16 protein-coding genes and 1 pseudogene are annotated in these 22,307 nt (G+C 58.6%); 2 read left to right on the forward strand and 15 right to left on the reverse strand.

The features are described 5' to 3' along the window. Positions 1–29 precede the first annotated feature (29 nt). Complete coding sequence (locus C6366_RS11350) at positions 30–878, forward strand: ribonuclease H-like domain-containing protein (protein ID WP_107738028.1); 849 nt, start codon at positions 30–32, stop codon at positions 876–878. Between the two features lie 217 nt (positions 879–1,095). Here the strand turns inward: C6366_RS11350 and metG are convergent, their stop codons facing one another. From metG to C6366_RS11375, 5 genes are all read right to left on the reverse strand, one after another. Continuing rightward, positions 1,096–3,072 (reverse strand): methionine--tRNA ligase, encoded by a 1,977-nt coding sequence (gene metG / locus C6366_RS11355; protein ID WP_107738030.1) that lies wholly within the window; start codon positions 3,070–3,072, stop codon positions 1,096–1,098. A 283-nt stretch (positions 3,073–3,355) separates the two neighbouring features. Further along, entirely contained in the window at positions 3,356–4,777 is a 1,422-nt protein-coding gene (gene ricT, locus C6366_RS11360; RefSeq protein ID WP_233248474.1) for a regulatory iron-sulfur-containing complex subunit RicT, read from the reverse strand. Positions 4,778–4,789: 12 nt separating this feature from the next. Next, positions 4,790–7,429 carry an alanine--tRNA ligase gene (alaS, locus tag C6366_RS11365; RefSeq protein ID WP_107738032.1) on the reverse strand — a complete coding sequence of 880 codons (2,640 nt, stop codon included), beginning with the start codon at positions 7,427–7,429 and terminating at the stop codon, positions 4,790–4,792. A gap of 42 nt (positions 7,430–7,471) precedes the next feature. Then, positions 7,472–8,542, reverse strand: a complete 1,071-nt coding sequence (gene recA / locus C6366_RS11370; RefSeq protein ID WP_107738082.1) for a recombinase RecA — start codon at positions 8,540–8,542, stop codon at positions 7,472–7,474. Positions 8,543–8,675: 133 nt separating this feature from the next. After that, positions 8,676–9,662, reverse strand: coding sequence for a Solitary outer membrane autotransporter beta-barrel domain (locus C6366_RS11375; protein ID WP_107738034.1), 987 nt, complete (start codon positions 9,660–9,662; stop codon positions 8,676–8,678). A gap of 275 nt (positions 9,663–9,937) precedes the next feature. Between C6366_RS11375 and C6366_RS11380 the strand changes: the two genes are divergently transcribed. Continuing rightward, on the forward strand, positions 9,938–11,488 hold the full coding sequence (locus C6366_RS11380; protein WP_158269751.1) for a CCA tRNA nucleotidyltransferase: 1,551 nt from the start codon (positions 9,938–9,940) through the stop codon (positions 11,486–11,488). A gap of 24 nt (positions 11,489–11,512) precedes the next feature. On the opposite strand, the gene C6366_RS20500 is transcribed toward C6366_RS11380, so the two are convergent. The 10 genes and pseudogenes from C6366_RS20500 to C6366_RS11425 all read right to left on the reverse strand — a co-directional run bounded on the left by C6366_RS20500 (position 11,513) and on the right by C6366_RS11425 (position 22,102). Further along, positions 11,513–11,647: a hypothetical protein gene (locus C6366_RS20500; protein WP_255412097.1), complete on the reverse strand. Its 135-nt coding sequence runs from the start codon at positions 11,645–11,647 to the stop codon at positions 11,513–11,515. Next, positions 11,644–13,119, reverse strand: coding sequence for a cardiolipin synthase (cls, locus tag C6366_RS11385; protein WP_107738038.1), 1,476 nt, complete (start codon positions 13,117–13,119; stop codon positions 11,644–11,646). Before cls ends, C6366_RS20500 begins: the two co-directional genes overlap by 4 nt. A 238-nt stretch (positions 13,120–13,357) precedes the next feature. After that, on the reverse strand, positions 13,358–13,747 hold the full coding sequence (locus tag C6366_RS11390; RefSeq protein WP_107738040.1) for a CNNM domain-containing protein: 390 nt from the start codon (positions 13,745–13,747) through the stop codon (positions 13,358–13,360). 192 nt (positions 13,748–13,939) lie between these two features. Then, positions 13,940–14,062 (reverse strand): annotated as a pseudogene (locus C6366_RS11395) (desulfoferrodoxin FeS4 iron-binding domain-containing protein); the annotation flags it as partial. A 65-nt stretch (positions 14,063–14,127) separates the two neighbouring features. Further along, positions 14,128–14,469 carry a hypothetical protein gene (locus C6366_RS11400; protein ID WP_107738043.1) on the reverse strand — a complete coding sequence of 114 codons (342 nt, stop codon included), beginning with the start codon at positions 14,467–14,469 and terminating at the stop codon, positions 14,128–14,130. A 26-nt stretch (positions 14,470–14,495) separates the two neighbouring features. Next, complete coding sequence (treZ, locus tag C6366_RS11405) at positions 14,496–16,349, reverse strand: malto-oligosyltrehalose trehalohydrolase (protein WP_107738045.1); 1,854 nt, start codon at positions 16,347–16,349, stop codon at positions 14,496–14,498. A gap of 63 nt (positions 16,350–16,412) precedes the next feature. After that, positions 16,413–16,598 (reverse strand): PLDc N-terminal domain-containing protein, encoded by a 186-nt coding sequence (locus C6366_RS11410; RefSeq protein WP_107738047.1) that lies wholly within the window; start codon positions 16,596–16,598, stop codon positions 16,413–16,415. A 9-nt stretch (positions 16,599–16,607) separates the two neighbouring features. Continuing rightward, positions 16,608–17,129, reverse strand: coding sequence for a response regulator (locus tag C6366_RS11415; RefSeq protein WP_158269752.1), 522 nt, complete (start codon positions 17,127–17,129; stop codon positions 16,608–16,610). 234 nt (positions 17,130–17,363) lie between these two features. Further along, positions 17,364–21,152 (reverse strand): PAS domain S-box protein, encoded by a 3,789-nt coding sequence (locus tag C6366_RS11420; protein ID WP_158269753.1) that lies wholly within the window; start codon positions 21,150–21,152, stop codon positions 17,364–17,366. Continuing rightward, a complete protein-coding gene (locus tag C6366_RS11425) occupies positions 21,149–22,102 on the reverse strand; it encodes a substrate-binding domain-containing protein (protein ID WP_107738052.1) in 954 nt (317 codons plus the stop codon). Before C6366_RS11425 ends, C6366_RS11420 begins: the two co-directional genes overlap by 4 nt. Positions 22,103–22,307 lie beyond the last annotated feature (205 nt).

Raw genomic sequence — 22,307 nt, forward strand, 5'->3', positions numbered from 1 at the left:
GCCCCTGTCGCGACACCGCAAAGGCCCACATGCTCACCAATACCTTCTGCCATCTGCCCCGCATCGGCAACGTCACGGAACGAAAAATCTGGGAGGTCGGCATCCCGTCCTGGGAAGAAGCCCGGACCAACGGCGGGCGACATCCGAAACTGTTCTCCAAGGCCGCGCTGGAAACTTTGGAAGAATCAGAGGACCGGCTGGGTAACGGGGAAGTGGATTGGTTCGCCCAGCGTCTGCCACGGAATGAAACTTGGCGGCTGTGCTCACATTTCACGGACCGCGCGGCCTTCGTGGACATCGAGACCACCAGCGGACCGGGGCAAGTGCACATCACCACCATTGCCCTGTACGACGGCAAACGCCTGCGCACCTACGTCCACGGTCGGAACCTGGAAGCATTTTGCGACGATATCCGGGAATACTCCCTGCTGGTGACCTTCAACGGCCGTTGCTTCGACGCCCCGATCATCCAGCGCGAACTTCAGACTCCGCTACCCGAGGCTCATGTGGACCTGCGCTTCGTGTTGCGCTCCCTGGGGATGAAAGGCGGCCTGAAATCCTGCGAAAAACAGATGGGCTTGGGAAGGAACGACCTGGAAGGACTGGACGGATACTTCGCCGTGCTGCTCTGGCACGAATACCAGGCAACCGGCGATGAACGGGCCCTGCAAACCTTGCTGGCCTACAACGCAGCGGACGTGCTCTCCATGCCGGTCCTGCTGGCCCACGCCTACGAGGCCAAACTTCGGGAAACCCCGTTCTTCACCGCCTCGCCACCCCGCCCGGAAATCCCGAAAAACCCTCACCAAGCTTGCCCGGAAATCATCCAACGCATCCGCAAGCGCTTCGGCCTGCGGTTTCTGCCGAAAATGCGCTAGGGATATTGCTGTTACTGAATAACCGTTTGTGAATTGGATGGTGCAGGCATCCTGCCTGCACGGACAGGCAAGATGCCTGTCCCACCATTTTGACATGCCTTTCGCGGAGCATAAAGCGCGGGCGGGGCAAAAACGGTAAATTGAGATCAGCCAACTCCTTGGTAGATAACTATTCAATCACCCTGGACAGACAGACACCGGATGCCCGACCAACGGCCTACGAGACTTTACTGCCCGGCGGCACGGGGTCCGACGGCGCCAGCAGGCGCAGCCCCTCGGGAGCGTGGACGGCCAAGACCATGCCCTGGGACAGGGTGCCGCGCAGTTTGCGGGGTTTGAGGTTGGCCACCACCACGACTTGGCGACCGACTAGATTATCCGGGGACCAATGTTCGGCGATGCCGGCCACGATGCTCCGCGGCTCGGCCTCGCCCAGGTCCACGTGCAGCTGAAGCAACTTGTCCGCCCCTTGCACCGGTTCCGCCGAGACAACCGAGCCCACGCGCAGATCCAGGCGCTGAAAATCGGCGAATTCCAACAGCTCCGCGGTGTCGCTTTGTTGTTGAGCGATTATCGCGTCTTTCTTCCCGCCGTCGCCCTTTTCAACTTTCCCTCGTGGAACAACCTTGGCCTGCTTGTCTTCAGACTTCTCGGCCTTCGGTGTTTCCAAGCGGGGGAAAAGGCTGGAGGACGCGGCCACTTCGGTTCCGGGCTCCAGGCCGCCCCACCGCAAAACCTCGTCGGCCAGATGCGGCCAGCGCTCCGCGGGAACGCGCTCACCAAGCTGGACCAGCATGGCCTCGCTTTCCTCGGGCATCACCGGCCACAGATGCACGGCCACCTTGCGCATGCCTTCCAGCAGGGTATACATCACCGTGCCCAGCAGGTCGGTCTGCTCCTGCTTGAACAGGGCCCAGGGCTGGGACGCGTCCACGTACTTGTTCAGCGCCCGGACCAGCACCCACAGGGACTCCAGCCCCATGGAAAACTGGAAACGGTGGAACTGAGCCTGGAAATTCTCCAGGCATTCCGATGCCAGGACGTGCAGATCCTCCTCTTCCGGACGGATCGGCCCGGGCGCGGGAACCCGGCCCTGAAAGTATTTGTGGGTCATGCTCAGAACCCGGCTGAACAGGTTGCCCAGGTCGTTGGCCAGGTCCGCGTTGAAGCGTATGCGCAACGCATCTTCCGAAACATTGGCGTCCTGGCCGAACTGCATCTCCCGGAGCAGGAAATACCGGAACGGGCCGCGTCCGTACTTCTCAGCAAAACCCAACGGCTCCACCACATTGCCCAGGCTCTTGCTCATCTTGGTGTCCTGGACCAGCCAGTAACCATGGACGTTCAAATGACGGTACAGCGGCAGGCCCGCGGACAGCAGCATGCAGGGCCAGAACACGGCGTGTGGCTTGAGGATGTCCTTGGCCACCAAATGCTGGGCCTGGGGCCAGAAGGTGGCGAACAGCTCCCCATCCGGCCATTCCAGCGCCGTGATGTAGTTCAACAGGGCGTCGAACCAGACGTAGGTCACGTACTCCGGGTCAAAGGGCAGCTCGATGCCCCAGGACAACCGGCTCTTGGGCCGGGAGATGCACAGGTCCCCCAGATCCTCCCGAAGCAACCCAAGGACTTCGTTGCGATAGCGTTCCGGCCGGATGAAGTCCGGATTGGCTTCGATATGTTCGCGCAGCGGTCCGAGGTACTTGGACATCCGAAAGAAATAATTCTTTTCCTGAATGTACTCCGGCGCGGTGAGGTGATCCGGACAAAGCCCGTCGCGCAGTTCCTTCTCCGTGTAGAACCGCTCGCAACCGAAGCAGTAATGTCCGCCATATTCCCCGTGATAGATGTCTCCCTGGTCGTAAATACGCTGCAAAAATCGCTGTACCCGCTCAACATGCCTGGGATGGGTGGTCCGGATGAAATCGTCGTACCTGTAGCCCAGCGCGTCCCACAGCCCTTGAAACTGGGCGCTGACGGTGTCCACGTACTCCCGCGGGGACACCCCCCGAGCCTCGGCGGCCCGAACAATCTTATCGCCGTGCTCGTCCGTGCCGGTCAAAAAAAAAGTCCGGCGTCCCATCAATTTCTGGAAGCGGATCATGGAGTCGGCCACGGCCGTGGTATAGGCGTGCCCCAGATGCGGCTTGGCATTGACGTAATAAATGGGCGTGGAAAGAAAAAAAGATTGCAAAGGAGTACCTCCTAAGGCGGATGTCAGGGGTCAGGAGTCAGAATTCAGGAGTCAGCAGTCATGAGTTTCTTTAAAAACGTGGCAGGCTACTCAGCTCATCCGTGCGAAAGCGGACTGGATAGCGGTACCGCGCCCGTCTTAGCGGGTATGACTGATTCGGAAACGGCATGGCAAATCAAGTCATTCCCGCGAAGGCGGGAATCCAGCGTCGGAATGAGACCTTACCCCGGATGTGCTGAGTAGTTGCAAAGCGCGACAATTCCTCGCGGTTGACGCGACATCCTCAGCTCTGCTCCTTGGAGGGGCCGGACTGTTTCTTGGACTTGCGCCGCGACGAGCGTGAACGGCGTTTGGACTTGCCTGGCGTGGCGGGGTCGGTCTCGCCATTGGGAGAACCGGCCGCGGCAGGCTCTTTTTTTACGGCCTTTGAATCGGAAGGCCGCGCCGCATCCGGTCGAGGCTTTCCCTTGCGCCCGGAACGCTTGCTCTTTTTCCGGGATGGGGCCGAGGATGGTGGGAGCTTGGCTTCGGGGTTCGTCTGGGAAGCTTCGGTCTGGTGTTCGGAAGACTCCGTCACCACGGATTCAGAAACCGGTTCAGGCCGGAACACCACTCGCGGAGGCTTAACATCGGCCCCTTCCGGCCTTCCTGGCTGAGGTCCGAACTCGCGGCGCTCCGACTCCACTCTCTCCTTGGGCAGGGAAACCAGACGTTTCCATTCCTCCAGGTCCACTTCCCTTTCTCCGCCGGGCTCCATAAAAACGGTCACGGTACCGCGGAAATAATTAGCCCGAATCACCTTGGCCGTTCCCAGGGAGGTGGGGAAACGCTTACCTACTTTCGGACATTGATTCAAAAATTCATCGTAATTGGGTTGCTCGAAGCTCAGGCAGCACAACAGGCGGTTGCAGACCCCGGAAATCTTGGCCGGGTTCAGGAACAGATTCTGCTCTTTGGCCATTTTGATTGTCGAGGGGGCGAACTGACGCAAAAAGCGTTGACAACAGACCAGTTGACCGCAATTGCCCAGGCCGCCAAGCATCTGGGTTTCATGGCGGGCCCCGATCTGACGCAGCTCAATCCTGGTTCGATAGGAGCGGACCAGATCTTTGACCAGCTCCCGAAAATCGATCCGGTTGGGCGCGGTGAAGTAAAAGACCATCTTGCTGCCGTCGAACAACACTTCCACGTCCACCAGCTTCATATCCAGGCCGCGCTCCGTGATGCATTCCCGGCAGTAGGCGAAGGCGTTACGAGCCAACTCCCGGTTTTCCCGATCCCGGATCAAATCCTCTTCCGTGGCCGGACGAAAAATGGACGGCATGCTGTTGTTCTCGGCGGAACCCGCCTCCCGGTCGCAACCGGATTCATTATCTGAAACACTGCTAAAAGCACAATCAAGAGCACTATCAGCAGCACTATCCGAAACACTTTCCGCGGCCTTTCCCACGTCAGTTCCAGACTCGCCGCACAATTCACCACCTTGACCGCTCAAACCCTCGCAAGCCTCGCCATCCTCCGGTACGGGCCGTTCCGTCCCGGCTTCGCCCCCGGCCAGGGGCGTAATCCTTTCAACCTTGCCCATATGCAGCTCGCCCTGCATCTGGACCAGGACATGGTCGCCCTGAGAGACCACATAGGGCTCGGAGCGGTACTGAAGGAGGCGGTTTCCGGAGGTGACGCGGACGGAAAGAATGTTGCTCATAAGATGTCCAGATCAACCTGCGACCAAGTGTCGGACGCGCTCCAGAACTTGGGGGATGCCGCTGGAGTCGTTGCCGCCGGCCTGAGCCATGTCCGGCCGCCCTCCACCACTGCCGCCCACCAGGGGCGCCAGTTCCTTGACCAGACTGGAGGCCGTGAACCGGGAGTGCAGGTCCTTGCTTACCGCCACGGTGAGCATGGCTTTGCCGTCGGCCTGGGCCGCCAGGACAATGACCCCGGAAGCGATCTTGGAACGCAAATCGTCCATCATCTCCCGCATGGTCTTAACGTCCTTGACCTCCACGGCCGCGGCCAAAAGCGCGACCCCGGCCACGTCTTCGACCTGGGCCGCCAAGTCCGCACCTTGGCCGGAACGCAGTTGCCCTTCCAGGGCTTCCTTCTGTTTGACCAAATCCCGGTGCTGGGCCAGCAGGTGCTGGATCTTTCCGGACAGATCCGACGGAGCTGCCTTGAGCAGCCCCGCGGCTTCACGAAGCAGCGCGGACTGGCCGCGCCAGTGCTCCAGAGCCTTGGTCCCGGCCAGAGCTTCAATTCGACGCACCCCGGCGGCGATCCCGGATTCGGAGAGGATCACAAAGCTGCCGGCCTGACCCGTGGAGCGCAGGTGGGTCCCGCCGCAGAGTTCCGTGGATACTCCGGGCACGCTGACCAGCCGGACCTCCTTGCCGTATTTTTCACCGAAAAAGGCCAGAGCGCCGCGCTGCTGGGCTTCTTCAGGCGTGGTCACGACCACGTCCAGAGGGATGTCGCCGAGGATGGCCCGGTTCACATCATCCTCCACAGCCCGCAATTCCTCGGGGGTCAGAGCCATGGTATGGGTAAAGTCGAACCGCAGCACTTCCGGGGAAACGTAGGAACCGGCCTGGCGGACATGCTCGCCCAGAACCTTGCGCAGAGCGGCCTGGAGCAAGTGGGTGCAGGTGTGGTGTCGGGCGGTGTCCAGGCGGGTCGTTTCAGTGACCAGCAGATCCACTTCCTGGTCCAGGTAAAGTTCACCTTCGCGCACGGCGATCCGCTGCACGGCCAACTCCTGGCCGACTTTGGCCACGTCGGTGACCTCGGCCATACCACTGGTGGAGCGCACCCGGCCCTGGTCCCCCACTTGGCCGCCGGAAGCCGCATAAAAGGACGTCGCCGCGGCCACCAGCCAACCGTCCTGCCCAGCAGTCAGCTTCTCCACGCTCTCGCCGCCAGCGTCGGTCAGGGCCGTGATCCGACTCCGGGCCGCGACATCGTCGTAGCCCACAAACCGGGTGGTCAGTCCGGCTTCCAGCAAATGGCCGAACAGCACGGAGGGATCAGCATCCCCGCTGCCCTTCCAAGCTTTTTTGGCTCGCTGCTTTTGCTCGGCCATGCACTCCCGAAAGCCCGCTTCGTCCACGTCGTAACCCTGTTTTCCGGCCACGTCGTGGACAATGTCCAAGGGAAAGCCGAAGGTATCGTACAGCTTGAAAATAGTTTCACCCAAAACCCGCCGCTCGCCCCGGGCCGTCAGGGCTTCCAGTTCGTCGGCCAGCAGCTTCAATCCCTTGTCCAGGGTCTGCCCGAAGCGTTCCTCTTCCTGGGTCACCACCCGGCCCATGAAGGTCCGGTTTTCCAGGAGTTCAGGGAAGGTCTCGCCCATCATGGCGCAGACGTGGTCGCAGACCGTGTGCAAAAAAGGTCCCTCAAGGCCCAGCAACCGCCCGAAGCGGAAGGCCCGGCGGATCAAACGGCGCAGGACGTAGCCGCGACCTTCGTTGGAAGGCACTATCCCGTCGGCCACCAAAAAGGCCACGGACCGGCCGTGATCCGCGATCACGCGCATGGCCGTGTCCCCATCGTCCGCCGCACCGTAGGCCTGCCCGGACAGCTCGGAAATCTGAGCGATCAACGGGGTGAACAGGTCGGAATCGAAGTTGGAGTACACGCCCTGGCAGACCGCGCTGATCCGCTCCAGGCCCATGCCGGTGTCGATGCTCGGCTTGGGCAGGGGGTGCATGGTCCCGGAAGCGTCGCGCTCATACTGCATGAAGACCAGGTTCCAGATCTCCAGATACCGGTCGCAGTCGCAACGCCCGATGCCGCAGTCCGGGCCGCAGGACATGGCCTCACCCTGGTCGATGAGAATTTCGGAACAAGGCCCGCAGGGACCGGTGTCGCCCATGGACCAGAAATTGTCTTTTTCATCCAGCCGAAAAATCCGTTCTCCTGGCACCTTCGCCACCCGCTTCCAGGTATCCTCGGCCTCGTCGTCCTCCCGGAACACCGTGACGTACAGCCGCTCCTTGGGCAGTCCCAGTTCCTCGGTCAGAAACCGCCAGGCAAAGTCCACGGCTTCGGCCTTAAAATAGTCGCCGAAGGAAAAGTTGCCGAGCATCTCGAAAAACGTGTGGTGCCTTGCCGTGCGCCCGACGTTCTCCAGGTCGTTGTGCTTGCCGCCTACGCGCAGGCATTTCTGGGAACTAACCGCCCGATTGGAATCGCGCTTCTCCTGGCCTAAAAAGGCCTTCTTGAACTGGACCATGCCCGCGTTGGTGAACAACAGCGAAGGATCTTCCCGAGGCACCAGGGAGGAACTGGCCACGACCTCGTGGCCGTTGCGGGCGAAAAAGTCCAAAAAGCGTTGACGAATGGATTCAGCGGTGATCACTTTTGGGTGCTCCTGAGATGGTGATGCCGAGGGGTGTGATGCTTATGCGGCTTCCGGAGTGTCCTGCTCCGCCGGAGTATCCGGCGCGCCGGTCCCCTCGGTCATGCCCAAATGACGCAAAAGCTGGTCCTCAATGGACTGGCGTAGATCCTGGTTTTCCTGCAAAAAGGCCCGAACGTTCTCGTAGCCCTGGCCCAAGCGCTCGGAGCCGAAGGAAAACCAGGAGCCGCTTTTGTCCACAACCTTGTGTTCCACGCCCAGTTCCAGGATCTCCCCTTCCCGGGAAATGCCCGTGCCGTACATGATGTCGAACACGGCCTCCCGAAACGGCGGGGCCACCTTGTTCTTGACCACTTTGACCCGGGCCTTGATGCCCACGGCTTCGTCCTTGTCCTTGATGGTCTGAATCCGGCGGATGTCCAGACGGATCGAGGCGTAGAACTTCAAGGCGTTGCCGCCGGGAGTGGTTTCCGGGCTGCCGTAGCCCACCACCCCGATCTTCATCCGGATCTGGTTAATGAACAAAACCGAAGTCTTGGACTTATGGATGGTCGCGGTGAGCTTGCGCAGGGCGTGGGACATCAGCCGGGCCTGGGAGCCAACCTGTGTCTCGCCCATGTTGCCTTCCAGTTCGGACTGAGGGATCAAAGCCGCCACGGAGTCGATGACGATCAGATCCACCCCGCCGGAACGGACCAGCATGTCCGCGATGTCCAGGGCCTGTTCACCGTAGTCCGGCTGGGAAATCAGCAGTTCGTCGGTCTTGACGCCCAACCGGCGGGCATAGGTCACGTCCAGGGCGTGCTCCGCGTCGATGAACGCGCACACCCCGCCCAGCTTCTGGGCTTCAGCGATCATGTGCAGGGCCAGAGTGGTCTTGCCCGAGGATTCGGGGCCGTATATCTCAGTCACCCTGCCACGGGGAATCCCGCCGATGCCCAGAGCCAAATCCAGCCCGATGGAGCCGGAGGGAATGGCCTCGATGGCCTGATGCGCGTCGTCGGACAAGCGCATCACCGAGCCCTGGCCGTATTTGCGTTCAATGGTGGTCAGCGCGGTCTGCAACGCCTCCCGGCGGGCGTCCTGCGCCTCAACAGCGGGTTTGCGGGCCATGATCATCTCCTTGGCATGCCGTAAGATTGAACAAACTAAAAGTCGATAAGAATAGCAAAAGTCCACCCCATGAGCAACCGAGCGCGCCGCGGCGTATTCGACCCAGCAATTAAGGATCAGCAGGCCCACTGGATCAGATAAAATTGAATCCGAACTTCCAGCCGCGCATGTCCTCTCCGGTGATATACGAGCCGCTCAGGGATATGCGGGAGAACAAATTGCCGAAGTCGCCCACGTCGAGAATGAACCCGAGGCCGAACTCGTAGAAGTGATGCATCTCCATCCCTTCACTGAAGTCCGCGAACAAATCCGTCCGGGTCAGAAAGGGCTTGACCGCCAAATCCTTGTCCCAGAGGGTCAGGCCGGTGGGAAGCTCATAATCGAGAGTGGTTCCCAGAAAGCCGCTGTGGACGGTAAAGTCGGCATACCTGCTTTTCGAGCGCCAAGGCTTGGCGTACACGTAGGCATACTGCAGATCAAAACCCAAAATCCCCGGCCCCAACGGGTAATCGATTTCGTGTCGGAGACCGGGGCTGATGGAGTACAGATCAACGGTTGTGTTAAAGAGGTCACGGTCCAGAGAGGGATATTGCGTTACCAGTTCTCGCATAAAGCGTGTATTGTAGTCATACTTGTATGTGATGTGACTGTACGCGAAACCGAGGGTGGGTTCGATGAAAAAACCGGGCAGGTATTCCCATTTCACGCCCGGAGTCAGGCTGATGCTGTGGGTCCGGCTGCGATCGCGATCCTTGACGTCTCGGTCTTCGGGGAAAAGGTCCGAAGATCGATAGGAAATGGAGGTTCGGGCGTAGCCGTAGGAGAATTTCAAAAATGGTCGGGTCCGGCTTTCCGGGGGAGCAAAGTAGTATCTCAGCGGCGCTTTGACGACATCCATCTTGAAGTCGCCTCCGGCATCGCCGTCAAAGACGAACCCGCCCTGGGTGACGCCGGTTTGCGAAGTGAAAGAGACGAATATCGAGCTGGTGATCTTGAAATACTCCTGACTCAAACCGCGGATATACGCTTCCAAATCCGGAGGAAGCTCGTCAGCCATGCCAGCCTTTGGGGCCATCAGGATCAGGATTGCCAGGACGGTGAAAGAAAGAAGACGTTTCATGAAGTGTACCCTCCAATCGTGTTCATCGATATGCCGAATGCGTCAATTGAGGTCGTCCGTGAAACAAGCCCGACCAATCCCTGCCTCCGCTCCAGGACAACGATTTTCAAATCAAAACCCCGGACAACCTGCTTATGCAAACTATATTCCGCCGGAGCATTTCGCAACAACACAAAATGTTTCTGAGTGTTGGAAAAGAAGAGGCAGGCCTGCCCGACTCCCCTCTGAAGCCGGCTTTGCCTCGCCTTCCCGGACATGGTAGCGATGACGCCGTCATGTCCCGCGCTGTCTCCTCCCCCGCACTCCCAGCGTCGCTTCAACGTTTCCTAAGCGGCCTGCACCGGGCCTCGCTGCCCACGGACGGGGTTTTTCTCGTCGGCGGCGGTGTCCGGGATCTGTTGCTGGGCCGCCCCCTGAAAGACGTGGACCTGGCCTGCCGCGATGCCGAGGCTGTTGCCCTTGAACTGGCCAAGGCCCTGAACGCCCGCTTCGTTCCTCTGGGCCGGGATCATGATCCTCCAAGTTTTCGGGTGGTTCCACGTGACGCCGATCCAGCCGGGCTCCCGATCGAGCTCCTGGCCGCCCCCCTGCCTGGCCCCTGCTTTCTGGACGTCACGGAAATCCATGGGCGGGACATCCTCGAAGATCTGGCTCGCAGGGATTTCACGGCCAACGCCATGGCTCTGCCTCTCGGACTGCTTCCGGAGGCTCTGGCGTCCACGGAGAACCACGCCGCCAAAAAAACCACCTGGCAGCGGGATTTGCTCGACCCGCACTTGGGCCTCCATGATACTCTCCAGGGCCTGATTCGCCGCACCGGGCCGCGGACCATGGCCGAGGATCCGCTACGCATCCTACGCGGATTCCGCATGCGTGCGCAACTGGGCTGGGCCATCGAACCGGCCACGCTGGACGACATGACGCGTCACGCCCAGGCCCTGGCCAGGATATCCGGAGAACGAATCCGATCCGAGCTGCGACTGATTCTGGAATGTCCGGGAGGCGGACGATTGATGGCGGAAATGGACCGGGTCGGGGTGCTGGCCGTCCTGTTTCCGGAGGTGCGGGAGATGCGCGGGTGCGGCCAGAACCACTTCCACCATCTGGACGTGTTCGAGCACTCCCTGGCCGCGGTGGCACAATGCGAAGTCCTACTCGCGGATATCGAGTCCGTGTTCGGCGAGCTTCGGGAGCCGATCCTGGCCACGCTTGCGCAATGGCGGCTGCCCTGGCTGAAACTGGCCGTGTTGCTGCACGACATCGGCAAGCCTGGAACCAAAGGACGCCGGTCCACGAAAGAGAACACGGAGCGGATTACCTTTTACGGGCATGACGCCCTGGGCGCGACCATGGCCGAATCCATTGCCTCCCGGCTGCGGCTGTCATCCGCGGAGAGCAAATATGTCGTCGGCTTGATCCGCCACCACCTCCACGTAGGCGTTCTGCTGCGTCCGGAAGCCAAGCTCAAGGCCCGGTTGCGCTGGATGCGCCGCCTCGGGTCGGATCTGATCCCCGCGATCCTGCTCTGCCTCGCCGACATCCGCGCCACCCTCGGCCCGGCCAGTTCGCTCCAGGAGCACCAGACCCAGGAAGCCCGAGGCGTCGCCCTGATCCGGGAATTCCTGGAGCAGACGCGAACCACCTTCAGCGCCCTCCCCCTGGTCAACGGCCACGACCTCCTGGCCCTGGGCCTGCCCCCCGGTCCAGCCCTGGGCCGAACCCTCGGGTTGTTGCAAGAGGCTCAGGACGCCCGAGAAATCTCGACCAGGGAAGAGGCCCTGGCCCTGGCCGACCACCTGGTGTCCGGACGGAGCGCCAAAGTTTGATCGCGAAATCTTCAACCACAGTGCTCACGATCCACTCACCATACCCGGCGGCAGGGTGCAGAAATCGACGTTGCGATAGAGCATCTCCCCCACGGCCACGACACCGGCAACCAGACACGGAGAGGTGTTGATCTTTCCGGTATATGGACGCCAATTCATAACAAAGGAGCCGTCAGATATGCTGCGCGGGAAACCACGCGAAACCAGAACGGTTGCGTGTGAATATCTGCCGCGGTCATTTTCCTGGACCGTAGGAAGTCACGTTCAAACATTTGTTCCACCTTTGATGTAAAATCGTTGTCCTCGACTACGGCCGTGACTTCAAAATTCAGGCGAAACGAACGATTGTCCAAATTGATTGTGCCTACTCCGGCAAGATTTTCATCCACAACAAAGGCCTTTCCATGCAGAAAACCGGCTTGGAATCGATAAATCTGGATATCAGCATCAAGAATTGAACCAAGAAATGCGTATGTCGCAAAATAGACCAGCAGGTGATCTGGGCTCTCAGGAATGACGATGCGCACATCCACACCCCGCAAGGCCGCCAGCTTCAAGGCTCCCATGACACCCTCGTCTGGAACGAAATAGGGGCTGGAAATCCAGATTCGACGTTTGGCCGTATGAATCAGGTATTGCATGAACAGGCTGGCTGTCTCAAGTCGATCAGCCGGACCGGAAGGAAAAATCAAAACAGGGGCATTGGCGACTTGGGCCGCTGTCGGTTTCCATTCCAGATCAGGTATCTCACCTGTGGTCCAGAACCAGTCTTCCAAGAACGAAATCTGCAATCCCAGAACGGCTGGGCCGCTGATGCGCAAATGCGTGTCCCGCCAGTCACCAAACCTGGCATCCATGCCCAGGTATTCGTCACCCACATTGAATCCGCCAACCCAGCCATACTTCCCATCCGCAACCACGATTTTCCGATGGTTACGGAAGTTGATTTGAAAGGGCAGGATAAGCCCTTGGGAGGAATTAAATCGGCGAACGTGTATTCCCGCGGCGGACATTTCGTTGATGAAAGACCGAGGCAAGCGATAGCTGCCAATGGCATCGTACAGAAAAAAGACGCGAACTCCTTGATGGGCCTTGTGAATGAGTCTGCTTTTCAATTCCTGGCCCAAGGTGTCGGCCCTGACAATGTAAAATTGAACAAGCAGGTAATCCTCAGCAGCGTCAATCCCTTCAAAAATACTTTGAAAGGTTGCATTACCATCAATCAGCAAATCCAACTGGTTACCCAACAGAAAAGGCATTTTTGCCAGTCTTTCCAGCGCCTGTAAACGATCACTGGGGGGTGTGGGGTTATGCACAAAAGAGTTTACATGGTAGAGCTTGGTTGTCAGCACTTCCGCAAGGATGGAGTCCTGTTCACGTCTGGCCGACACATAACCCTGAAACTTCGTTCGCCCAAAAGCCCAGTAGGCTGGGACGGCAACATAAGGAAACGTATTCAGAGTAACCACCCAGGCAACGGTTCCTGGCGCCGTGCGCGTGGACATCAAGGCATTGATGGAGGTTAGAAAACCCAATGCATGCATGATAATGACAATAAAAGCCACCAGTACGCTTTTTCGTTTGACCAATGGCCGTCTTGATCCAGGGCAGCCGTTTTCGTTATCGTGCATTGCCACCTCTTCCGGTTCATGCTCCAAACAAAAAATTGCCGTAACTACTCAGCACATACGGTGCATGACCATTTACAAGTACTGGATTCCGGCTTTCGCCGGAATGACGTCTTCTACCATGTCGTTTCCAAGTCAGTCATGCCGGCGAAGGCCGGCGCGTTTCCGCTATCCAGTCTGATTCTCCCACCGATGAGTTGAGTAGTTACAAATCGCCAGCGTTCATCCCAGACTCTCCGCCTTATTCATTCTTCTCGGAAAGTGGAACAACCAGTATCCTGTCGATGCGCCTGCCGTCCATATCCACGATTTCAAAACGATGGCCTACCCGGTCAGGTTCCAAGCTCGGAAACCTGGCCAGAAAATCCTGGACCCTGGCGGCAATGGTCGTTCCGCTCACGGCCCCGGTCAAAATGGCCACCATGGTGATCCCGATCTGGGCCGTGGACAAAAACTTGTCCATCTTGTTCTTCAACAGCAACGCCACGCGGGCCCTGCGGTTGCCCTCGTCGGCCTGGGCCTTGAGCCGCGCCTTGCGCGCCGCCACCAGGGCCATCTCGGACATGGCGAAAAAGCCGTTGACGAGAATAAGGACAAGAATGAACACGGCTTCGAGTGAAGCGTAGGACACGTAAACCCTCCTGTTCAGGCTGGATGCATGCCGATCAGATGAGATGATCAAAAAAAACAGCAGAGTGGCGGCATAATGCCGGCCCACTCTGCTGTCGGCTGGATTCAGCTGGTTTTGAGACGCCTTGATGTTGTCAAACGCATGCCGCTATTCGTCTGACGATTCCCCTGTGCCGACGCTCATCCAGACATTTTCCTTGAAAATCGCCTTTTTCATTGGTTCTCCGCAGCAGACCAGCTCTCCGCCACCGGCCTCTTTCACTTCCACGACATTACCGCACAACTCACACTTGTAGCTTTCTCCGACGCTGGGCATGACTGCCTCCTGGTATTGTTACATGTTGTGAGACAAAAATACGAAGTGCAGGGTCGCACCAAAGGCTACTCTTCACGCTTCTTGCTCTGCCCTTCTTCCCGCCCTTCCTGATACCCCTTTTCAAATGCCGTTTTCGCCCTGGAAAAACTCGCCTTCCAGACCTCCCAGGAAGATTCAACGCCCTGCTTGAGTTCTTCCCAGGCGGATTCTCCCGCGCTCTGGAGGTCAGCGACTTTGCCCTCCAGTTCCTGACGCTTTGTCCGCAACTCTTCAAGTTCATGCTGATACTTGATTTTCGCATCCGCTTCGGCCTGGTCCGCCTTGGCAGTCAATTCGTCGATGTCCGCGTTCCATTCATCAATTTTGGCTTTCAATTTCTGGACATACGCATCACGTTTTTCCGACATGATCTGTCACCTCCTTGTTAAATTCGTCATTTTGGGACCACGGTCCACATTACGCCCCAGCCCTCCAATTCCACCCCGCTTCCTTTACGTTGGGCGTAAGGCGAAACGTAAATGGCATCCAGTGAATCGGGATCATTTTCCAAGTCAAAATTCGTCAGGAACGACTTGGAACCGAGATTTCCGGTCATGCGCAAGGTTCGGCCATCGGTTAAGGGCCAGTTCACGATCAGCACGCTGGGCTCCTGGATTTGCCATGTGGCGGCTCCGGGCTGCATCAATCCCAGCAAGGGCACGATGCGTGCCTGACGCAAGGACAGCAGATCCCGGTAGAAGGTCAGCCACTGGGCGTGCTCCACGGAATAGCGCTCATCCCAGTTCAACACGGCGCTCTGGGCCGTGGCCGGATCGTTGGGGTCCGGGATGCGCTCGCGCATGCCCGGGTCGGCGAACTCGGGAAAGGCCGCGAACTCCTTGCGCCGGCCTTCGCGGACCGCATCGGCCAGGTCGCCCTGAAAGTCGCAAAAAAACGGGAAAGGCCGCTCCGTGGCCCACTCCTCGCCCATGTAGAGCATGGGGATTTGAGGAGCGAGCAGGTACATGGCCGTCAGGGCCGTGCGCTTTTCCAGCGGGGCCAGTTGGGGCAGCCGCTCCCCCAGGGCCCGATTGCCGATCTGGTCGTGGTTCTGAATAAAGGCCACGAAGGCTTCGGGCGGGAGATGGGCACTGGGCTCGCCCCGGGCCTCGCCCCCCCGATGGGCTGAGGGTTCACCCTGGTAGGCAAAACCCTGAGCCAGGCATCGGCCCAGCCGGTCCAGCGCGTTGTCCGCGTAGTCCGCGTAGTAGCCCTGGGTCTCCCCGGTGCCCAGCACATGGTAGACGTGGTGGATATCGTCGTTCCACTGGGCCACGTAGTATTTCGGCTCACCGGTTCCCTCCCGGTTAAGAAACCGGGCCTGGTTGGCGTCGTTTTCCAGAACCAGGTGCACGTGTCGGTCCTGGGGGAACGCCTTGGTCACGGTCTGAGCCAATTCCTCCAGAATATGCACGGGACCGTCATCCTGGATGGCATGGACCGCGTCCAGGCGCAGGCCGTCAAACCGATACTCTTGCAGCCAGTACACGGCGTTGGCGATGAAAAAGTCCCGGACCTGGGGCACGGAAAAATCAATAGCCGCCCCCCAGGGGGTCTGGTGGGCCTCGGTGAAGAACTGAGGAGCGTAGAGATGCAGGTAGTTTCCTTCCGGGCCGAAATGGTTGTAGACCACGTCCAGAAAAACCATCAGCCCCAGCCCGTGGGCCTCGTCAATGAGACGCCGCAATTCCTGAGGCGAGCCGTAGACCGAATCCGGGGCAAAGGGCAGCACCCCGTCATAGCCCCAATTGCGGCTGCCCGGGAAATCGGCCAGGGGCATCAGCTCCACGGCCGTGACGCCCAGTTCCTTGAGATACGGCAACCGCGCCCGCACCCCGTCGTAGGTGCCTTCCGGCGTGAACGTGCCCACATGCAGTTCGTAGAGCACGGTTTCCGCCCAGGGCCGCCCTTTCCAGTCCGAATTCTCCCAGGTGAACCCGGCGGTATCCACCACCTGGCTCGGCCCGGAGAGGTCCTCAGGCTGAAAGCGCGAACCCGGGTCCGGGACCAGGGTCTCGCCGTTGATCTTGAAATGATACAAGGAGCCGACCCCGGCCTCGGGAACCAAAACCTCGTGCCAGCCGTCCCGGGTAGTCGGCATGGCCACACGTTGCTCCTGATCCTGCCCCACCAGGACCACGTCCACCTGCTTTGCCCCCGGAGCCCAAAGCCGGAAACGAACGCCGTCGGCCTCGAGAATTGGGCCAAAGGGGAGCGTCCTGTTGTCAAATGCAAACTGTCTGTGCATGGCTCTTTATCCTTGATTATTAATGCATTAGCTTCAGGTCTCCCAGCCGAACGTTCATTAGCTTCAATATCTGGAGCCGCGTGGTCCGGCCAGAAACCAGATTATCAATCCGATCAGGGGCAAAAGAAGGATCAGAACGATCCAGAACACCTTCGACCCAGTGCTCGCCCGGCTTTGAAAAATCTGAACAATAGCCCAGACACAGGCGATGAGCAGGATCAAACTGAAAATTCCGCCGATTTCAATCATGGTTTCCTCCTAAACACGCGGTTGTACGCAACCGGATTTCGCGGCTGGACCCGATTTCGGGCCACCCGTCTCAGCCAGTGTTCGCTCAAAAATCGTCCGCAACATAAACTTTGCTTTTGGCCGTGACCCCGGCTTCTTCAGCATACCCCGTCCACATGCTGTCAGCTTCTCGAACCTGATCGAGCATTTGGGATATCTCCTTGGGCTTGAGCAGGTAGTGCTTGGCCCCGGTTTTATGGACTCCAGAAGAATTTCCTTGTTCGCGTGGGAACTGACCATGATCGCCTTGGCTTGAGGAAACTCGGAGAGGATTTTTTTCAGGGTCAAGATACCGCCGCGCTTTTGCTCGCTCTCTCCCATCGACATGTTGATGTCCATGGTCACCAGGTCCGGCTGGTGCTTTTTGTACAGTTCAAAGGCTTCCTGTCCGGAACCGGCCTCAGCGAGCACTTCGTGACCGCCGTCCTTGAGGAGCAGTTCCATCATGTTCCGGATGATCGAGGCGTCATCGACAACAAGAATTTTGGCCATATCTGAATTTTCCTCCGTGAAAATTGCCAAGTGATAAAAGGTGGAGCACGACAACGACATTTTTATGAACCAACCGACACCGCTAAAGATTTAACCACGGGGATCACGGGGGGCACGAAGAAAATATTCCGAAAACCAGAGTTTCTTTCCCCGCGGTCCCCGTATGCTCCATGGTTAAACATCTTGGCCAGACGACGGAAATGGAAGTTCGCTGTAGTTGAAGTTACTCTTTGTTTATGACTTTCCGGGCTCCGTAAGGCCCGACTCGGAAACCGCCTGGGCAAAGCGCTCCCATTGCTCGTTGACTTGGACCTCCAGATCACCCAGGTCGTCAAGTTCCTCGTTTTTCGCGGCGTCTTCGATCTTCCGAGCCAGCTCGGACAAAGCCGCCGCGCCGACCGTTGCCGCAGTCCCTTTGAGAGTGTGGGCCTGAGCCTGAATCGCCTTCTTCTCTCTCTGGCGCAAAACCTCCTGCAAGGCGGCCACCATAGCCGGAAGTTCCTGGACGGCTTGGCCCAGGATGCTCATGGCCAGAGTTTCGTTTCCACCAATTCGGCGCAGGTAGTCCGCTTTGTTGAAGGCCGGGATGTCCTCTTCGATCCTCTCGGAAGCCGTATTGCCTTCTTCGGGAATCGCCTGAGCCTGAAGCTCATCTGAAGGTGACTGTTCCTCCTGGGAATTATTCATGGGTGCACCACAAGCCTCGCCGCCCTGCCTCTCCGGGCAGCCTCTCACCTCACCCTTGGGTAGCCACCGTTCCAAAACCTCAGCCAACTTGAACAGCTCCACGGGCTTGGTCACGTAATCGTCCATTCCCGCTGCCAAAAATCGCTCCCGGTCGCCCTGCATGGCATGGGCGGTGAGAGCGATCACCGGCAGACGCTGGTGGGAGGGATGAGGGCTGAAACCTGAATCCTGAGGATCAGCAGTCCGATCTCCGACATCCGACATCTTACTTCTGTCCTCCGCCGCACGAATGCGCCGCGTAGCCTCCAACCCATCCATTTCCGGCATCTGCACATCCATCAACACCAGATCGTACGGAATAGAGCGCAGCGCCTGGAGGACCTCGACCCCGTTGGCCACGGCATCGGCCTTCAGGCCCAGGTTCTTGAGCAGGGCCAGGGCCACCTTCTGGTTGGTGCTGTTGTCCTCTGCCAAGAGGATACGAGCCTTGCTGTTCAAGAACAGATGTTGCGATTCGCGGGCGGTATGGCGGGTAGCAACAGGTTGCTTCGTGCCACTGCCATCACCTGTTGCAAGGGCCTGAGAGAGCACTGCCTTCAGCTCACCGGGACGAATCGGCTTGACGGCATACGCGGTGAACCCGACCTCCTGGAAGCGCCGGGCATCACCCCGAGCCCCCAACGAGGTGAGCATAACCAGCTGCGTATCCTTCAACCGACCATCCGCCTTGATGGCCCGACCCAAGGCCTCCCCGTCCATACCCGGCATTTGCATGTCAATGATGGCAAGGCGAAAGGGGTCGTTAACGTCCAGGGAGCGATAGAGCGCCTGAAGCCCTTCCGGACCACTGGATGTTTCCTCAGATCGCAGGCCCCACACACTGAAACGAGCGGAGAGAATTTCACGATTTGTGGCGTTGTCGTCAACAATCAATACATGCACCCCGGCCAAGTCACTCGGCGGCGACAATTCCTTCTTCGCCGCATCGGCCTGGAGGCCAAAACGAACCGTAAACCAGAATGTTGAGCCTTGCCCCTCGACACTGGTCACGCCCACCTCTCCCCCCATTAACTCGACCAACTGTTTGGAGATGGCCAGCCCCAAACCGGTGCCGCCATATTTTCTCGTCGTGGAAGCATCCACCTGTGCGAACTTCTCAAACAGCACGCCAATCTTGTCCTCCGGAATACCAATGCCGGTGTCCTGGACGGTAAACAGCAGGGTTATGGTTGATGGCTGAGGGGGATGAATGCTGGTATGCTGGTATACGGGGATGCTGGGATGGATGTCTTGCTGAATGGAAGTTACCGCTGGCACATCGGCCTGGGGCAGATCGGGTTGTTCAAGGGAGTCTGAAATGCGGGCTGGACGATCTGCCTCTCCAATTCCAGCATTCCAGCTTTCCAGCTTTCCGGCATTTCCATCCGCCTTTCTCACTCTGATCACCACCTCACCCTGGTAGGAGAATTTCACGGCATTGCCGGCAAAATTGTTCAAAATCTGGCGGAGTCGGCCCGGATCACCTTGAAGCGCCGTGGGTACGTCATGGTCGGCGACACAAATCAGTTCCAGGCCTTTGTCGTGCGCACGCAGAGCCATGGTGGCGGCAAAGTCGTCCAGCAGGCTCTGCAAGTCAAAATCCAAAGTCTCCAGATCAAGCTTGCCAGCCTCTATTTTTGAGAAATCCAGGATGTCATTGATCAATTCCAGCAATAAATCCGCGCTGTCCTTGACGATCTCGGCATAGCGGCGCTGCCCCTCGGACAGCGGAGTGTCGAGCAATAAGCCGGTCATGCCGATCACTCCGTTCATGGGGGTTCGGATTTCGTGGCTCATGTTGGCCAAAAACTCGGACTTGGCTCGCGTGGCCTGCTCGGCCGCGACCACAGCCTTGTCCAGCTCGACATTTTTCAGCTCCATGTCCAGGGCATAAGCTTGCAATTTTTCCTCGGCCTGCCTGCGCTCAGTGATGTCGCGTATCACGCCGACGGCATGCCAGCCGCTGCTCAGCTGCATTGCGGACAGAGACAGCTCTATGGGAACCTCGCTGCCATCGGACCGGCGACCTTCCAGTTCAAGAGTCCTGCCGACGGCTCCGCCCTGACCGGTTGCCTGAAATCGTGGCAAGACTTTAAAAAACAGCGCATGATAGCGTTCTGGAGCGATCAGCCGGTGCAACGATTTGCCCAGCGCCTCTTCTTGCGAGTAACCGAAAAAACGCTCCGCCGATGGGTTCCAGAAGACGATGGTTTCGTCAGGGGCCATCATCACGATGGCATCATGAGCAGAACCGGTGATGGCCTCGAGGCGCAATTGCTCGTTTCGCAATTCCTGCCGCTGCATGTATTCCTCGGTCACATCCCGGAACACCAGTACCGCGCCGGTAACATCCCCCAATGCATCATGGATGGGTGCGCAGCTCTCGGCGAGATGACGCTCCGTGCCGTCCCGGGAAATGAGCAGAATATCGTTAATCAGCTCCACGCCCACTCCTTCGTTGAGCGTGTGCATCACGGGATTGGCGGCGGCCTCACGGGTCAAGCCGTTGATAATATGATAGACTTCCTCCAAGGGACGACCAGCAGCCTCGGAAGCGGTCCAGCCGGTGAGGACCTCGGCCGCGCGGTTGAGACTGGTGACCCGTCCCGATTTGTCACGGACGATCACCCCGTCCCCCATGGAACGCAGGATGGCGAAGAGGTGTTCCTCACTGTGCCGCAATGCCTCGCCGGCTGATTCAGCCTTTTCCACCATCCGTTGCATGGGCCGCACCACCAAAGCCGGCACAAAGAACAGGCCGTTGACCACGGCCGTTGCCAGCAGCAACAAAGCCGCCACGGCCATGATCAGGTTCATGGTCCTGGTCAGTCTAACCTGGTTCATGACTACCTGTTCTGCCAGCCGCTCAAGACGAACGCGCAGGGAATTTTCCAGATGTCGGACCGTCTCCATGGCCAAAGCGGCATCTTGAGTGCGATTTTCATGAAAAAGGGCCACCGCGGTCACGAGGTTCCTGTACAATTCCCGGTAGGTGACCCAGAGGTCTTCGCTCTCCGGAACACCTGATCCGATCAGACCACGAATCACTCCTTCCAGATCCCTGGAAACCCGGGCCGCGTCCACAAAAGACCTAACCTCTCCCACGGCCACGCCCTGCATCATGTTCGCAAGCACGTGCTCCACGTCACGCATCACTGCCATGGCCTGCATATTCAGCTCATTTCCCTGACGGACCTGGGTGTTCTGGTAGCGGGATACAAAAGCAAAACAAAGGATGGTCACCAGGGCGACCAGCAGGGTGGGAACCCAGAGTCTGGAATACGTTCTCCTGTTCATGGCTTGGCCTCCCATGGCCCGCCTGGGGCGGGCACCGGGATGAAGCCCTGCTCCAGCACCTCGGTTTGGCCCGGCGTAGTGAGCATGAACCGGGCAAATTCCTCGGCCCGTGCATTCCCGCGAAGATAGACGAGGTGGAGTCTCCGACGTAGCGGGTACGTTCCCTCGGTCACCTGTTCCGGGATAGGAAGGGTATGATCCACCTCAAGTACACGAATGGGCATGCCCAGCCTGATGAACCGCTGGGTGTCGCCAATGGAGACGAATCCAATGGCCCCGCGCATTCCGCCAACCCAGAGGATACTGTCCAAATTTGCTCCAGCTTCCCAGGCTGAAGTGGAGATGGTCTCCTGGTCCTGCTCGTGCGGAACGGCCGGGGCATGAAACGGGCTGCGCAGTCCGGTATAGGCCTCGAATATCGCCAAGGTGCCCCGGCCGATAAGCTTGGAAACCAGCACGATGTCGGCCTGCCCTTCCTGTCCAGGAAACCATGTTTTGGTCCTTCCGGTATAGATGTCCCGCAGTTCCTCCTTGGAAACAGCCTGCCTGGGATTATGGCTGTTGACGATGATCGCCACGGCGTCATAGCCGATGACAACGTGTTCGAATTCATCCGTTTCCTCGGGAGTGAGCTCCCTGCTGACCATGCCGATATCGGCCGTCATGGCCCGAACCGCTGCTATGCCAAAGGAACTCCCTCCCCCTTGGAGAAGGATTCTCGGCCCGGTCTGCTTGCAATACAGATTCGCAACCTCCTGCACGATGGGTTGGATTGTTGTCGATCCAACAATTCGCAATTGCGTTCCATCATGGACACCAAACGCTTCAGGGTGTCGCTCCTGCGCCAAAACAGCGGTGCTGCTCATCTGCCAGAAGAGCAGTGCCAGAATCCAGAACAGCAGAAAATTTACTGATAGTCCCGCCGAACATCGTCCAGGACATTGCATCATCCTTACTCCTTTTGTAGCTACTCAGCATGCATGAGTTGAGTAGTTACCCATTATTCATCTTTTCCCATCAGCAGATATGACATCTTTCTCCTGCTCTGACTCCGTCGCCTTTTTTTGGGCCTCTTTCTCCCGGACGAACGTGCAAATCTTCATATCCATCTTCAGGATATGGTCCAGCAGCCATTCCTTGAGAAACGACAGCAAG

Source organism: Desulfonatronum sp. SC1 (assembly GCF_003046795.1).
Classification (GTDB): domain Bacteria; phylum Desulfobacterota; class Desulfovibrionia; order Desulfovibrionales; family Desulfonatronaceae; genus Desulfonatronum.

Excerpts from the sequence above, each read along its gene's own strand:
- C6366_RS11350 (WP_107738028.1), top strand. The coding sequence starts at position 30 with ATGCTCACCAATACCTTCTGCCATCTGCCCCGCATCGGCAACGTCACG.
- ricT (WP_233248474.1), bottom strand. The coding sequence starts at position 4,777 with ATGAGCAACATTCTTTCCGTCCGCGTCACCTCCGGAAACCGCCTCCTT.
- recA (WP_107738082.1), bottom strand. The coding sequence starts at position 8,542 with ATGGCCCGCAAACCCGCTGTTGAGGCGCAGGACGCCCGCCGGGAGGCG.
- C6366_RS11375 (WP_107738034.1), bottom strand. The coding sequence starts at position 9,662 with ATGAAACGTCTTCTTTCTTTCACCGTCCTGGCAATCCTGATCCTGATG.
- C6366_RS11380 (WP_158269751.1), top strand. The coding sequence starts at position 9,938 with ATGTCCCGCGCTGTCTCCTCCCCCGCACTCCCAGCGTCGCTTCAACGT.
- C6366_RS20500 (WP_255412097.1), bottom strand. The coding sequence starts at position 11,647 with ATGAATTGGCGTCCATATACCGGAAAGATCAACACCTCTCCGTGTCTG.
- cls (WP_107738038.1), bottom strand. The coding sequence starts at position 13,119 with ATGCACGATAACGAAAACGGCTGCCCTGGATCAAGACGGCCATTGGTC.
- C6366_RS11400 (WP_107738043.1), bottom strand. The coding sequence starts at position 14,469 with ATGTCGGAAAAACGTGATGCGTATGTCCAGAAATTGAAAGCCAAAATT.
- treZ (WP_107738045.1), bottom strand. The coding sequence starts at position 16,349 with ATGCACAGACAGTTTGCATTTGACAACAGGACGCTCCCCTTTGGCCCA.
- C6366_RS11410 (WP_107738047.1), bottom strand. The coding sequence starts at position 16,598 with ATGATTGAAATCGGCGGAATTTTCAGTTTGATCCTGCTCATCGCCTGT.
- C6366_RS11415 (WP_158269752.1), bottom strand. The coding sequence starts at position 17,129 with ATGGCCAAAATTCTTGTTGTCGATGACGCCTCGATCATCCGGAACATG.
- C6366_RS11420 (WP_158269753.1), bottom strand. The coding sequence starts at position 21,152 with ATGAACAGGAGAACGTATTCCAGACTCTGGGTTCCCACCCTGCTGGTC.
- C6366_RS11425 (WP_107738052.1), bottom strand. The coding sequence starts at position 22,102 with ATGATGCAATGTCCTGGACGATGTTCGGCGGGACTATCAGTAAATTTT.